General features: G+C 63.6%; 13 protein-coding genes. 6 read left to right on the top strand and 7 right to left on the bottom strand.

Going from position 1 to position 14,061, the window contains the following annotated elements; genetic code table 11:
- Positions 1–404 precede the first annotated feature (404 nt).
- Genes ACYVO7_RS15495 through ACYVO7_RS15505 form a run of 3 tightly spaced genes read right to left on the bottom strand, consistent with a single transcriptional unit; the run spans position 405 to position 1,293 of the window.
- The gene (locus tag ACYVO7_RS15495) at positions 405–671 is read right to left on the bottom strand and encodes a DUF5985 family protein (RefSeq protein ID WP_460450701.1); all 267 of its coding nucleotides are present in this window, start codon (positions 669–671) and stop codon (positions 405–407) included.
- Positions 668–931 (bottom strand): DUF5985 family protein, encoded by a 264-nt coding sequence (locus tag ACYVO7_RS15500; RefSeq protein ID WP_460450702.1) that lies wholly within the window; start codon positions 929–931, stop codon positions 668–670. Before ACYVO7_RS15500 ends, ACYVO7_RS15495 begins: the two co-directional genes overlap by 4 nt.
- Entirely contained in the window at positions 928–1,293 is a 366-nt protein-coding gene (locus ACYVO7_RS15505; protein WP_460450703.1) for a hypothetical protein, read from the bottom strand. The genes ACYVO7_RS15500 and ACYVO7_RS15505 overlap by 4 nt, the downstream gene beginning before the upstream one ends.
- 564 nt (positions 1,294–1,857) lie before the next feature.
- Between ACYVO7_RS15505 and ACYVO7_RS15510 the strand changes: the two genes are divergently transcribed.
- Entirely contained in the window at positions 1,858–3,258 is a 1,401-nt protein-coding gene (locus ACYVO7_RS15510; protein ID WP_460450704.1) for a DUF2254 domain-containing protein, read from the top strand.
- Between the two features lie 454 nt (positions 3,259–3,712).
- Here the strand turns inward: ACYVO7_RS15510 and ACYVO7_RS15515 are convergent, their stop codons facing one another.
- The gene (locus ACYVO7_RS15515; RefSeq protein ID WP_460450723.1) at positions 3,713–6,007 is read right to left on the bottom strand and encodes an MHYT domain-containing protein; all 2,295 of its coding nucleotides are present in this window, start codon (positions 6,005–6,007) and stop codon (positions 3,713–3,715) included.
- Positions 6,008–6,553: 546 nt separating this feature from the next.
- Between ACYVO7_RS15515 and ACYVO7_RS15520 the strand changes: the two genes are divergently transcribed.
- Positions 6,554–7,021 (top strand): Ros/MucR family transcriptional regulator, encoded by a 468-nt coding sequence (locus ACYVO7_RS15520; RefSeq protein ID WP_460450705.1) that lies wholly within the window; start codon positions 6,554–6,556, stop codon positions 7,019–7,021.
- Between the two features lie 103 nt (positions 7,022–7,124).
- Here ACYVO7_RS15520 and ACYVO7_RS15525 read toward each other — a convergent pair whose 3' ends face one another.
- Both ACYVO7_RS15525 and ACYVO7_RS15530 read right to left on the bottom strand, forming a co-directional pair.
- Positions 7,125–7,397 (bottom strand): hypothetical protein, encoded by a 273-nt coding sequence (locus tag ACYVO7_RS15525; protein ID WP_460450706.1) that lies wholly within the window; start codon positions 7,395–7,397, stop codon positions 7,125–7,127.
- Positions 7,397–8,065, bottom strand: coding sequence for a PspA/IM30 family protein (locus ACYVO7_RS15530; protein WP_460450707.1), 669 nt, complete (start codon positions 8,063–8,065; stop codon positions 7,397–7,399). Before ACYVO7_RS15530 ends, ACYVO7_RS15525 begins: the two co-directional genes overlap by 1 nt.
- Before the next feature lie 143 nt (positions 8,066–8,208).
- Between ACYVO7_RS15530 and ACYVO7_RS15535 the strand changes: the two genes are divergently transcribed.
- Together ACYVO7_RS15535 and ACYVO7_RS15540 are read left to right on the top strand one after the other, a co-directional pair.
- Positions 8,209–8,781 carry a LemA family protein gene (locus ACYVO7_RS15535; protein ID WP_460450708.1) on the top strand — a complete coding sequence of 191 codons (573 nt, stop codon included), beginning with the start codon at positions 8,209–8,211 and terminating at the stop codon, positions 8,779–8,781.
- 10 nt (positions 8,782–8,791) lie between these two features.
- Positions 8,792–10,261 carry a M48 family metalloprotease gene (locus ACYVO7_RS15540; RefSeq protein ID WP_460450709.1) on the top strand — a complete coding sequence of 490 codons (1,470 nt, stop codon included), beginning with the start codon at positions 8,792–8,794 and terminating at the stop codon, positions 10,259–10,261.
- Positions 10,262–10,276: 15 nt separating this feature from the next.
- On the opposite strand, the gene ACYVO7_RS15545 is transcribed toward ACYVO7_RS15540, so the two are convergent.
- A complete protein-coding gene (locus ACYVO7_RS15545) occupies positions 10,277–12,046 on the bottom strand; it encodes a sensor histidine kinase (RefSeq protein ID WP_460450710.1) in 1,770 nt (589 codons plus the stop codon).
- A gap of 83 nt (positions 12,047–12,129) precedes the next feature.
- Here ACYVO7_RS15545 and ACYVO7_RS15550 point away from each other — a divergent pair, with 83 nt between their 5' ends.
- Together ACYVO7_RS15550 and ACYVO7_RS15555 are read left to right on the top strand one after the other, a co-directional pair.
- Entirely contained in the window at positions 12,130–13,224 is a 1,095-nt protein-coding gene (locus ACYVO7_RS15550) for a DmpA family aminopeptidase (protein ID WP_460450711.1), read from the top strand.
- Between the two features lie 121 nt (positions 13,225–13,345).
- Positions 13,346–13,942: a hypothetical protein gene (locus ACYVO7_RS15555; protein ID WP_460450712.1), complete on the top strand. Its 597-nt coding sequence runs from the start codon at positions 13,346–13,348 to the stop codon at positions 13,940–13,942.
- The last annotated feature ends 119 nt before the right edge of the window (positions 13,943–14,061 follow it).

Below are 14,061 nucleotides of genomic sequence, written 5' to 3' on the forward strand. Positions count from 1 at the left end.
GGAACTCGTGATGGCGAATGCCTTCGATCTGAGTAAAACGAACGGGAACGCCCGTGGCGACTGCCCATCACGGACACCGTCAACGGGCTCCGTCGCGGGCTAGGCTTTCGACAATGTGCGCAGAGAGAGCGTCTGCGGTGCGATCGATGCTCCCTCTGAAAGTCGCTCGATGACGCGTTCGTGCCCGGCCGCAATGAGGGCCTGGTGCGCGATGCCCGTGCTATAGTGAACGCGGGCCCTGGCGATCATGCTGCTGGTCCCGGAACCCGTGCTGTTCCTGCCTAAAATGTTCGGTTACGTGGTCAAGTGAACGATGGAGCGCTTTCTTTCCCGCGAAACTCGATGGGGCGAGCAGGTGCGCTTGGAACTCGCAAGTCAGATCTCAGCGCTCATCGAGGCAAGGCTCAGCGGCCCCTATTCTTGTTGATGATGGCCAGCGCAATGATGCTGAAGGCCACAAAGCGGATCAGATATACATAAGTGAATTCTTCCCGCTCTGATCCGACCCCGGCCAGAATGACCTGCTCGAGCGCAAGAAGCGCAAACGCAATCGAGAACATGACGAAGAGGCTGTCGCGCGTCTTCCGCCAGAACTTGGCGAAGAAGAGCGCGGCGGCCAGGTAGCCCATGGTGACTGCGCCGGAGAGGAATGAGAGCTGCGCGATGTTCATGCCTCGCTCCGCCAGATGAACCCAAACAGGAGCGCGCCGATGGCCGCCAGCGACGAGAGCCGGCGCCAGGGCAGCAGATCGACCCCCGGGAAGATGATCAGATCAGAGACGACGAGAAAGTTGTTCAAGCTCAGCAGGAGGAAACAGGCCGCGCTCCAAAACAGCAACGGGGTCTTTTCCCGCAGATAGCTGCGCAGCAGAAGCGAGGCGCAAAGGAGGCTCGCCGCCAGACACAGAAGATAGATCGCCTTGGGGATCATCCCGGGCCCTTTCCGATCTTGAATGCATTGGCGAAACGCTGAACGGGATTGTCGGCTTCGAAAATCGCAGCCGTTACCGCCAGCGGCCGTACTTTGTAGAGTTGAGCGAGCGCTGCGACTAGCTCGCGAAGAGCATCGGAGGCCGGAAAGTAGTGGAACCGCGTATCTTCCTCGCGGACTAGGCCGGCGGCGCTTAGCGTGCGTAGCCCCTTGTTGACGACGGACGCACTCGCGCGCAACTCCCGGACGAGCTCCTCCTCGCCCCATTTGCGTTCAGGAGTTCGCGCGAGGCACAGCAGGACCTCGATTGTCCAGACTGAACTGATCGTCCGGGCGAAGGCGAGGACCTGGTCTTCACTCAACGGGAGTGCTCAGGCTGAGGGACCTGCCTGACCCCGTCCGAAACAGCGGACGCCAGGAGCGAAGCACCGGATGACTGCTCCAGGTGGCCCGTCTCCATCTTGCGAGGCCGCCACCCCGCATCATCGCCGCATACCTGGACACGATCTGCTCGGAACGCGAGTTCACCTGGGTCGATGGCCCCCACAAAATTCTTTGGCGACTGCAATCGGAGGTCCTCTTGGCTTGGCCTTCACAGCAAACGCAGGATTCGAGAATTCGATCCATCTTAGTGTGCTGGCCTTTGATGATTTCGACGGGGGCAGGCTGCGCGACGAAATTTTTTTGCGCTGTCTCCCTGCCGGACGAGGACGCAACACCGACCACTCGCGCAACCAGTCAGGGCGGCGTCTTGTCGTGGCCGTGAACAACGCCGCGATCCGACAGCCCTGCGGCGTGCGTACGCGCAGGACGGTGATCAAGGCGAGCAAAGCGGGCTCGCCTATGCGAGCCGAACGCCGGATTCGTCCATCCGCGGAACAAACCTTGTGCGTGGCCGTTGCCGCGATGGGCAGGGAAGCTGGCGGGTGGGGGAGGCGGATATCGGTTCGGGAAAGCGCTGGGTGGGGGAAGGTCGCCAGCAGAACGCGTCGTCCGGCGCCCGCCTTCGCAATGTGCTGGTGCTGCTGCGCGGGCAGCTCTGGCCCTTGCCCCTGGCCATCAGCGTTGTTGGCCTCATGCTGGCCTATGCCGTCCTTGTCTACGGCGAGGCGGCGTCGCGGTGGGCGCTTCCGAGCGGAGCCATCCCCAGGTGGCTGTTCAGCGGCGATGCGGGAACGGCGCGCGATCTCCTGTCGAGCCTCCTTTCGGGGCTGATGACGATGATGTCGCTGGTCGTCTCCGTGACTTTCGTCATCCTGTCCCTGGCGGCGAACCAACTCGGTCCGCGCCTGATCCCGACCTTCATGGCGGACCGACAAATCCAAGCCGTGATCGGCCTGTTCCTGGGCACCCTCCTCTACATCCTTGTGGTCCTGCGCAGCATCAGCGACGTACTGGGAGCAAGCGGCGTTCCCCACTTAGCGGTGACAGGCGGCACCCTTCTCACGGTGTCCTGTTTGTTCGCGCTGCTCTTCTACGTTCACAAGGTCGCGCGATCGCTGGTGGCCGACCGCATCGTCGACACGGTCGGCCGTAACCTGCTGGAATCCGTACTGACCATTCTGCCGGAGCGTGGCGAGGATGACGGGCGGAGAGCCGTCGATGACCGTCTTCCGGACGGTGAGCAGGAGATCGCGATCGGCCGCAGCGGCGTGATCCAGGTCGTCGACCACGAAGCCCTGCTGTCCCAAGCCGCCGACGCTGACATCGTGCTCGAAGTGCGGGTTCGAGCCGGCCATTTCGTGATGCGCCACGGCGCGCATGTGCTCGTTCGCGGCGGCAGCCTGGACGAGGACGCGCAGGAGAAGGTGCGGCGAGCCTTCGTCATCGGCCCAGATCGCAGCCCAGCCCAGGACATCGAGTTTGGGATCCGCCAGCTCGTCGAAATCGGCCTTCGCGCCCTGTCTCCTGGGATCAACGACCCTTTCACGGCCATCGCGACGCTCGACCGGCTGGGCGAGGCGCTGGAGGCCGCCATCGGAAGAGGCGAGCCCGCCGCTAAGTTGCGCGACAGCGAGGGTCGTGCGCGTGTGCTTCTTAGCCGGTCCGACCCCGAGGGCTTGATCGGGGCCACCTTCGACTCCCTGCGCCAGGCCGGTCAAACCAACCCGGCGATCCTGATCCGGATGGCGGACATTATAGGAGAACTCGCCCGCACCGCGCCGGCGCGTTGCTGGCGGGAGGGCTTGGGGCAACAGCTTGGCAAGATCGGCGAAACCGCGCACGCCGCTCAACTTGTGCCGGCAGACCTTTCGGACGTCCGGCGCCGCCTGGACCGGGCGGCCGAAGCGCTCGCGCGGCCAGCTTCCAGCGCTGAGTCGATGTGAGGCCTGAACGCTGTCGTCTGCGCGGCCGCTTTGACGGGCTTGCTCGTCCGCCGGCACACATGACCAGCTCACGCCCGCACTGCTCTGAGTTCCGTTCAGGCGCCGTCCTGGTGTGCCCAGTGCGGCGAGATCCCCCGCGTCACTCCGTTCGAAGTGGGCTTCCCCACCCAATACCGACGAACGCAGGACGGTTCAGGCCGGGAGCATGACCCCCTCATCATGGACGAGCGGTTTGTCGCCGTGAACGTGGATGGCAAGGGTCTTTACGTGTTCAGCGCCTGCTCCCATGCCGGGATCATCAACGTTCTCCAAGACGCACGCGAGCGTTTCCCGGACCTGCCCTTATAAGGCGTCTTAGGCGGCCTGCACCTGTCAGGCGTCACCGGGTGGCGCGCCATAAATGCCCTGGAACGGACTTTCGGGGACGCGGTCATGCCCTCGGCGGCGGGCAAACTTACCGCTTGGGCCGATGCTCGTCTCCGAGTGCTGGGCGCTGATTTCGGACGCGATCCAGACTCAACGCCAGAGCCCGCTGGAGATCCGCCTGCGTAAACGGCTTTTGGAGATGTGGTTCGCCTTCACGAGTCGGGATCTCGGCATAGCCACTCGCGATGATGAACGGCAGACCGGGGCGCAGCGCAGCGACGGCCTGGGCGACTTCCAACCCCGTGAGCCCCGGCATGACCTGATCGGAAATCACCGCGTCCAGCGCACCGACGTGGTCCAGAATGGCCAAAGCTTCTCGACCGCTCGATGCCTCAATGACCTGATGGCCGAGGTCTTCCAGCATGGCGGCGGCGTTTTCCAGAACCAGCGGGTCGTCATCGACGAGCAGGATCTTCAGACCTCGCGTTGGCGTTTGATCGCCCTGTTCTGGCATCTCCTTCTCCGGCTGAAGCTGACCCACCGCGATGGGGAGCCTGATCTCGGCTGTTGTCCCTTCGCCAAGGGCGCTAGTGATTACAAATTGGCCCTGGGACTGCTCCGCAAGGCCCTGCACCATGGAAAGGCCAAGACCCGTCCCCTTGCCGACGCCCTTTGTCGTATAGAAGGGCTCCGTCGCTCGCGAGAGCGTCTCCGGGTCCATCCCGACGCCTTCGTCGGACACGGACAAACAAACCATAGCTGGCCCACCCTCGGGCGCTGGCCGCGCGTGTCCTGCAATCAGTATGGTCCCGCCCTGGGGCATCGCGTCCCGCGCGTTGACGACGAGGTTCAGCAGGGCCAGTTCGAGCTGATGCGGGTCAACCATTGCGGGCGGCAGCCCCAGGGGGAAACGGGTTTCAATCTGATGAGCCGAGGTGATGGATCGGTTCAAGAGGTCCGACATGCCGTTGACGAGGTCCGGCACCTTGACGGGCTCGGGATGCAGGTGCTGGCGTCGAGCGAACGCCAGCATGCGTTGGGTGAGCGCGGCGCCGCGTTGCGCGCCCTGGATGGCGTTGTCGAGCAAACGCAGAGTTCGCGGGTCTTCCGGCGGGCGCTTCCGGATGAGTTCGAGACTGCCGAGGATGGCCATCAACAGGTTGTTGAAGTCGTGCGCCACGCCGCCTGTAAGCTGGCCGATGGCCTCCATCTTTTGGGCCTGGAATAGAGCCGCTCGGGTCTGTTCAAGTTCTTCTTGGGCCGACTTCCAGGCAGAGATGTCTCGTGTGACTTTGACGAAACCCAGCAGATCGCCTGTTTCGTCGCAAACCTTATCGATCACGACGCCTGCCCAAAACCGAGAGCCAGTCTTGCGAACCCGCCAGCCTTCCCCCTCGAACTTCCCCGACGTACGGGCTGTTTGCAGCGCAACGGATGGCTTTCCCGACTCTTGATCCTCATTCGTGTAGAACGTTGAGAACGGCTGCCCGACGATCTCCTCCTCGCTATATTGATGAAGCCGTTCAGCGCCCGCGTTCCAATTGGCGACTCGCCCCGCAGGGTCGAGCATAAATATCGCGTAATCGGTGACGCTCTGGACCAAGAGTCGAAACCGCTCCTCGCTTTGGCGCAGCGCCGCCGCCTCAAGTTCCAGTCGCAGGGCGTAACGTCGGTCGAGCATGGCGGCGATCATGGCCAAGAGAAGGATCATGAACGTGGTTGTCGTCACCCAAAGCGCAAGCACCGTCTGTCCGACGCTTGCCGCCGCATCGCCACCATCCAACCCCGGATGGGAGGCGAAGACGGTTCCCTGCATGGCCGCATAGTGCATTCCGGCGACGGCGAGGCCCATCACCACGGACCCGGCCAGACGCATCGAGAAGCTTGCCTGTCGAAATGCCAGCCACAGAGCGGCCGTGGAAGCGGCCACGGCAATGAGGATCGATGACGTAAGCCACAGCCGGTCATGGCTGAGGGCGGCGGGCATTCTCATCGCGGCCATGCCGGTGTAGTGCATCCAGGCGATGCCCAACCCCATCACGATGCCGCCAAGGGCGACGCTCACTGGCGCGCTATCGCGCCTGCTCACGACAGCGAAGCTGGCGGCGGTGACCCCGATGGGCAAAAGCAGCGACAGAAGCGTCAGCGGGAGGCTGTACGCGACTTCCAAGCCCGACACGCTGAACGCCAACATGGCGACGAAGTGCATAGACCAGATGCCGCCGCCCATGGTGACGGCGGCAGCGAGTAGCCAGCCCCAACGCGACGCGCCTGAGGCCGACCGCATCCGGGCGGCTAGGTCCAGCGCCGTGTAGGATGCAAAGATCGCGATGGCGATGGAGAGAAGAACGAGACTGCTGTCGTGAACCCCAGAATGGTGCATAGGCATGGAGCCGACTTTTCCCTGAGGTTTCGGTCACAAGTGAATCGGATGCCAGGAGCGCACTTTGCTCCGATGAGTCGAACCGTCTCCATCGTGGCGGGATCGCTCGCCAACTCAACCCTTACGCAACGGCATACTGCGTATGCAAGGCTCGATCGCATGCTCCCGAGCGCGCTCTGCATCCATCAGTAGCCTCGCTGTACGGCGGCCGGCGCGGCATTAGAGAGGTTAAAGCCTCTGAGGCATCGTTGGGAGGCTCGGACCCGATAGCGTCCATAAGTGCGCAGACGCCGTAACTGGTAATGCTGGCTTGGCAGGCCTGACGTGGGCGCACTGCGGTCCCCATCGAGGCTGGGCCACCCGGCCCGGTAGCGCAAATAGCCCCTCTGCAGGCGCACGCCAGCGGTTCGACGTCAGGTCGACCGGGTTCGGGACGGCGGCGCTCCTCCCAAGGAGGCGAGCTAATTGACCTTTACCTTCACGCCCAAAATCGATTGAGTTATAATCTACTTACCTTTAGCTCCTGCCAAACCATAGGAGCTTGCATTGACAACATCCCCCGAAAACACCCTTGATCTCGTGGCGGACATCGTCGCCGCGTACCTGTCTAACAACTCAGTGTCCACTGGGGCGCTCCCCGCCCTCATCGCCAGCGTGCATGGGGCACTGAATTCCGTGGCCAGCGGCAAAGTGGAAGAGCCCCAGGTCGAGCAAAAGCCCGCCACATCGATCAAAAAATCGGTGACGCCGGACGCGATCATCTGCCTTGAAGACGGCAAGAGCTTCAAGTCGCTGAAGCGCCATCTCGCCACCAAGTACGGCATGACGCCTGCCGAATACCGCGCGAAGTGGGGCCTGCCAAGCAACTATCCCATGGTGGCGCCGAACTACGCCGCCGCTCGCTCTACTCTTGCAAAGGGCATGGGTCTCGGCCGCAAGCGCGCCGTCGTCGCGCCTGTCGAGGCGCCCGCCCCGAAGGCGAAGAAGAGGGGCCGCCCCCCGAAGGCGGCGTGAGTTGGGCTGCGCATGAATAGCCCTCACGCCCATGATGCGCGAGGGCTCCTCCTCGAAACCTGTGACTTTCAGAGGCCAGCCTCGCTCGGCGCGCGCGTACTCGTTACGCCGCCGTCGCCTTTTGCACCAGGCGGCGGCCAAACCATGCAAGGGCGGCTGCTGCGCCGCCCAATATGACGAACATGGGGATGTTGCCCATAAACAGGCCACCCATCAGCGCCGCAAAGCCCCACAGCAGCGCGAAGAACCAGAGGATGAGCGCCCGCGTGTAAAGGACGCCCTTAGTAACAACTGCGGAGCCGGTCGTCGCTGCCGAGCGAAGCGCAGCGACGGCCCTGTGCTCCCGCCCCCAATCGCCGGCCGGTTTCTGGATCATCAGGCGACCTTCTGGGCTTTGAGAGCGGAGAGCCGTTCAGCAATAGCTGCGCTCCGCTGCAAGCCGTCAATTTCGGCTACCTTCTTGATGGCTGCCACGTCCGTGGTCCCGAGCGGAACGCCGCCGGCGCCTTTCATGGCCCGTTCAAAGGCCTGCTCGGCCATGTGGACCTTCTTTTCAGGGGAGAGCGGAGCATGTGTTCCATCTACGTTCACGGATGCTTCGCGCTTCGAGACTTCGAAGTTGGCGAGGGCCTCCTCCATCTGCGCCTTTCGCGCCTGCAGCGCCCCCAGTCCATCCTCAAGCCGCGTTTCCTCTTCTCGAGCCTGCTCCTGCGTCCGCAGTAGCGCCCCGGCCTGAGCCTCGAAGTCGATCTGCCGGGCGATGGCTGCCTCTGCCAGGTCCTCGCGACCTTCATGGATTGCGAACTGCGCCTTGCTGGTCAGTTCCTCGATCCGCTTCACCGTGAGTTGATGCTGCCGCGCCGCCTGTAGCCGGCGAGTCATCGTCGCCTCGAGTTCCGCCTTGACCTGATCCACGGCGCGGTCCGCTTCGCGGATCGCCTCGCGCATCACGGCCTCGCCGCCGGCCTTCTCAAGTCGGTCCACCGAGTCTTCAACCGCCGCCGAGAGCAAGCGCGAGACCCTCGCAAAGATCGATTCAGCCATCAAGTCCTCCCAAGTCACTGGACACGATGGAAGCGTCCCCGTGTTAAAGCTGTGTTAAACCTGAAGAAAACGATTGCTGTGGATCAATAAAGTCTAAATCCAACCGCGTCAGCATGAAGTTGGATACCGCTAGGAGGCCTCGTATGCTGATGATTGCTGGCGTTCTACTCGCGGCCGCCGTGGTCGCGCTCTTTCCCGTTTACGTCGCCATCGCGGTCCGGAACCGCCTCGTAGCGCTCGACGAGCGCTGCGGAACGGCATTTGCAGATATCGACGTCCATCTCAAGCATCGGCAAAACCTCATCCCGGGGCTCGTTGAGACAGTTCGGGGTTTCGCCGCCCACGAGAGCGACATCCTGCTTGGCGTCACCAAGGCCCGCGCCGAGGCGCTGGCGGCCGCTGCGCCGGACGCGCGCCTCAAGGCCGAAAAAAATCTGACACAGAACATCAACACTCTACTTGGGATAGCCGAGCGCTATCCCGAGCTTCGCGCCTCGGAACATTTCACGGCCTTGCGTGACGAGTTAATCGCGGCTGAGAACCGGATCACGGCGTCGCGCCGTTTTTATAACATCGCCGTCGGGGAATACGGCGCCACACTCCGCCAATTTCCCGGCAGCCTCATCGCGCGGCGCTGCGGAATGTCGAAGCGTCTTCCCTTCGATCTCGGCGTTGAGCGAGTGCTGATCGACGAACCGATCGCCTTCAAGCTCTGAGGCTGGCGCCATGCTGCGGATTAACGGCCTGTTTGGCTGGATCGAAGCCAACGACCGCCGGTCGTTGATGATGTTCGTCGGCTTTCTCCTCTCCATCCACGTCGCCGCCGCGATGGCGCTGTACGTACCCCTGGCCGCTTTCGACATCTCGCATGCACCCGTGCACGGCTGGATCGGCTACCTGGCGCGCTACGTCCCCCTTGTGACGGTGGCGGGCGTGGCGGTGTTCGCCCTGCGGATGCTCTGGCACACCGCCTGCGTCCGTAAAATGATGGCATTCACCTTCGTGGACGACGCTGACGAACCCCGCCTGTGCCGAATCGTCGAGAACCTGTCCATCGGTATGGGGCTGCCGGCGCCCTATGTGGGCGTAGTTCCAACGCACGCGCTCAACGCCTTCGCGTGCGGAATCCGCCGCAGGGACGCCGTCGTGGTGGTGACGCGCGGCCTTTTGGACGCCCTAGACGACGACGAACTGGCCGCCGTCGTGGCCCACGAACTCGCCCACGTGGCGAACGGAGACATCCGTCTCATGGCGGCTGCGAATGTCTGCCTCGCCATGATTGGCGGCCTCGTTCGGCCGCGGCTCAAACCATCACAGAGGGTGGCGCAGGTGCTGATCCTGCCCTTCGCGACGGTGATGGCCCCTCCTGTCCTGACTTTCGTATTGCTGATGTGGGGGATAGCTCAGGCGGCGATCGGCGCTGGGCAGTTGGTGCGCCTCCAAATCTCATCGGCGCGCGAATACATTGCCGACGCGGCTGCGGTGGAAGCCACCCATAATCCCGCGGCGCTGGTTACGGCCCTCGGCAAGATCGCCGGCCACAGCCGCATCTCGGGCATGCCGGCCGGCCAGGACGCCATGATGATCGACGGCGAAGCCGAGGGGCGCCGCGCGACCCACCCGACCATCGAGCAGCGCATCAACGCTATTGTGGCGGTGACCGGGTCAATGGCGCTGAACGCCCCGGTCGGGCGAGACACCCGAAACCCGCTCCAGCGCGAGCGCGCGAAGGAGCGGCTCCGCCTCGGTGATGCATGGTCGTCCGCGCTCGGCCGCGGAGCCGCGCCGGCGGTGATGGCCGACGAGCAGCCGACTTGGCTGGGACTTCCGCGCGAACTGACCATCGGGGCGATGCTGGCCGTCGTTGCTTTCCTTTGGTGGAACGCGAAGTTGCTGGACCGCCCGGCTGCGCTGCTGGACAAGCTCGATCCCAGCCCGTTCGCCTCCGTCATGGCTGTGGCGGGCAAGGGTGTCGGCTGCAATCTCTGGGTGTTCGAGCGTAGCCTCCGTGGCGCAAGCATTCAGGATGAGGCCTTCCGAAACAACTGCGGCGTCGACGCCATGCGGGAATTCATCAAAGCGCATCGCGCAGACGCCGGCGCATTCGGACCCATGATGGACTTAATGGCAGAAGAGAGCCCTACCTTTGCACAAAAGAACAACAAGCGACCGGCTCAGCCGGGAGCTTTCGACTGAGTTTGTACCCGCCAGCTACTCTGCGGCTTCGACAAACGCATTAGGCCCAAGCACATCCGATTTGAGCGGAATGCGCGCCTGGAACTCAAAGCCATCCGACTTTTGCACCCAAGTCGCGCGTCCGCCAAGCTGACGTTCCACACATAGGCGGATTATCTCATATCCGAAGCTCGACCTGTCGGGGGCGGAAAGGAGCCCGCCCTGCACGACCCAGGCCATGACAAGATCATCCGCCTCCAATCGCCAGCCAAGGTCCACTTGCCCCGAGGTCGCCATCGAAGTTGGAGGACGACTCAATGCCCCGAGTTCATGAAGCGTTTGGGCGATAGAAACGACGGCGCGGGGGGCGAGCCAGACCTCCGGCCCTGCGGCATGGAGTTCGAGCTGGTCGGAGCTTGCCATGGAGTCGACCAGCGCAGAAAGGCGAACGCGTTCCCAGCGCGCATCGCTGAGCGCCTCGTGCGAACGCGCCAGGGCCATCACGCGCCCCTGGAGCAGCTTTGCGCCCTGATCGCGCGACGACGCCGTTCGCATGGTTCGCTCGATCAAGGATTGCAGAACGGTCAGCGTGTTTTTCACCCGGTGATCGAGTTCGGCCATCAATTCAATCTGATGTGCTTCTCGCCAAGCCAGCTTCCGCGCGGCGGCAGCCAGTTCCTCGTGCACTTGCAGCACCTCTGCTACGGCGCTGCGCGGAGCGCCTGGCGCCGCTCCTCGTCCAACTGCCTGCGCTTCGCGCGCAAGCTCTTGTAGCCCACGGCCAATCAGACGTGAGAAATACACGGCCGCGATCGCGGAGGTCAGGGCCGCCATTCCGACGAGCCCAGCCAAAGACCACCACAGGACCCGCACCGGCTTATCCAGGAGCGATCGCGGCGCGCTGACGAGCACCATCCACCTGCTCACCTTGGACACGGCGTACGCCGTGAACACCGGCTCGCCTTCAAGCGTGGTGCTGAGCACGCGCCCCGCATCCCCGACCGCGCTGGCCAAGAACTCAGGACTTGCAGGCGCTCCAATATATTTGTCCGGCTCGCGCGAGCGCGCGACGACATGGCGGCTCCGATCGAGCACCACCGCGAGCCAACCTTCCGGAAGTCCAATCCCCCCAACTATCGCAAGAATGTCTTTTGGGTCGACCCCTGTCGCCATGCTGTAGGAATCCCCGTCCGGCATTCCGACAGGGACGCCGACAAGGACGAGGAAGCGGCGGCTGACCGCGCCCATGTGGATGTCTGAAACGACGGCCCTGCGGCTTTCGATCACCTCGCGGTCAAATTGCCTGAGGACAGGATTGCTGGGAGGAAGCGACGCGCCAAGAGGCGAGTTGGTGTTGACGAGGAGGTCGCCTGAGATGTTCCTGACTGCGACCCCGGTTGCTCTCGTTCCGATAAAGGCCTTGGCGACTTCGGGGTAGAAGGCTTGAAAGTCTTTCCGCTGCAAGGAACTGGAAGTCGCCAGCCCTTGCAACACGCCGATCAGGCCCACGATCTCCCGATCCACCGTGTCCGAGAGTCGCCGCGCCAGTTCGTTCGTTGAGCCCTCGATCGACGTCCGAATCTCGTCGGCGTTTCGATAAGCGAGATAGCCGCCCAGTAAGATCTGGGGAGCAAGCACGCATAGAGCCAACATGACGAGATGCCAACGGATCGAACGCACGCCTTCACTCACACTGCTGACCGCAAGCTTGTCGATGGGCGTCACGGTCGGGATTGTGTTTCTTGCGCAAAGCGGCTCCATCAGTCGGGTCGCGAGAGTCAACGTGAAAGCGCGAATGCTGTCCAACGCTACCATCTAAGGTCGGCCGGAGATTTGGAAGGTGGTCTGCGCCCCATTCGTTGGAGCTGCGGTCGCAAGGAGATCTGATCATGAGCCGCAAAGCCCGTGCACGGGACCTTGGCTTGCCCTTCCCAGGCCGAACGGGACCGTGGAACGCCATCACTGACGTGCCCGGGTTGGAGGTCGGCTTCACCACGCTCGTGGAAGGTGATGGGGCGAAGGCTGTCCGCACCGGAGTCACTGCTATCCTGCCGCGAGGCGGTGCGAGCGCAGCCGGGGCGGTGTGGGCCGGCGCGCATTCCTTCAACGGCAATGGCGAGATGACAGGGCTGCATTGGGTCGCGGAGGCAGGGTGGCTACGCGGGCCGATTTTGCTGACCAACACGCACTCAGTCGGAATGGCGCATCATGCCGCCGTGGGCTGGATTAGGAAGATCTCGGCTCGGCCCGGCGACTTCGGCTGGGTTCTGCCGATCGTCGCGGAGACCTGTGACAACTGGCTGAATGCGATGGACCGGCGCGCCATCAGCGAGCCACACGTGTTGGCGGCGCTGGAAGGCGCCAGCAGCGGGCCGGTGCCGGAGGGCAATGTGGGCGGCGGCACGGGCATGATCGCTTACGAGTTCAAAGGCGGGACGGGCACCGCCTCCCGCGAACTGGAGCCGCTTGCGCCACAAGCGCGATCCCTTCGGTTGGGCGTTTTGGTCCAGGCCAATTTCGGCCTTCGGCCCAACCTTACGGTGCTTGGTGTTCCCGTGGGCAGGCTGATGAGGGATGGCGCAATCTTCACTCGGGACCAGGGCTCGATCATTGGGATCCTCGCCACGGACGCACCGCTGCATCCGCTCCAGCTTCAGCGGGTCGCCCGCCGAATGGTGCTTGGCATGGCTCGGACCGGGACCTATGGCGGCAATGGATCGGGCGACATTTTCCTGGCGATTTCGACGGCTGGCGATCCGCTCCAGTCGGGTCAACGAGGGGTGGCGGTCCTCGATTACATCCCAGACGACAACCTGGACCCGCTATTCGCCGCGGCAGCCGAAGCCACCGAGGAGGCCATTTTGAACGCGCTCGTGGCGGCGGACACCATGTCTGGCCGCGACGGCCGAACTGCCCAGGCCATTGATGGGCCGGTCATGGCGGAGCTGGTCCTGCGCTACCTCGACCGGCTCCACGGAGTTTGAGGGCATTTGGCCCGCCTCACTCCTTGCCCAATCCGCGATCGGCGCCATTGGCATGATTGGCATGGACGTCCGGAAGAACATTGGCTCAGGCGGACGATCTCTGCCGCCGAGGTGTGTTCGAATGCCTAAGGCCGTCCATCCCACTCCGGAGGAGATCTCCGCGATCAAGGCTGAATGGAAGCGGTTCCTGGACTGGAAGGAGCGGCAACCGGATCCAAGGCTCAGGCGCGAAGAACTGAAGCGGTTCACGGCCCAATGCGATCGGTTCATCGCCATCGTCAAGCGCAGCCCCTTTCTCACCGGGACAGCACCGGCCGACGTCATTCCGAACTTGGGCGCGATGTTGAGCGCGAGCGGCTTCGAACGGCTTGGCGGGTCCATTTCCGGTCCACATCCTCAGGGCGTTGAAGACGTCCTGCGCCAGGCCGGCCACCCCGGGCGACTGGACACCGTCGCGCTCGTGCGCGGTCTGGAACAGCAGACGCTCTCGGCCCGACAATCGGCTGCCGCCCAAATGGGGCCTGATCTGCTCGTGCGGCTGCTGAACGCTGTCAAAGCCCCGGCAGAGACACTGTTGAAGCTGGAGCAGCCCCCGCGCGGAGTGCTGCCCCATGGCGGCACGAAGCGGAAGGATTACGAGGTCAACCCGCGGCTTTGGCGGCGTCAAGGACAGCGGCTACGGTTAGCCACCTTGGCTGGGCGTAAGCACGGCCTATGAGATAAGCGGAACAAACACGCCAAGGCGAAGGAGCGTCAGGGCGAGGTGCGCTCTCGCGGCGGCGGCCAACCCGGGAGCGACGCCGCCCTGAACGCCACGCACCGGGCGCGCTTCCTGCT

Source organism: Alsobacter sp. SYSU BS001988 (genome assembly GCF_054796215.1).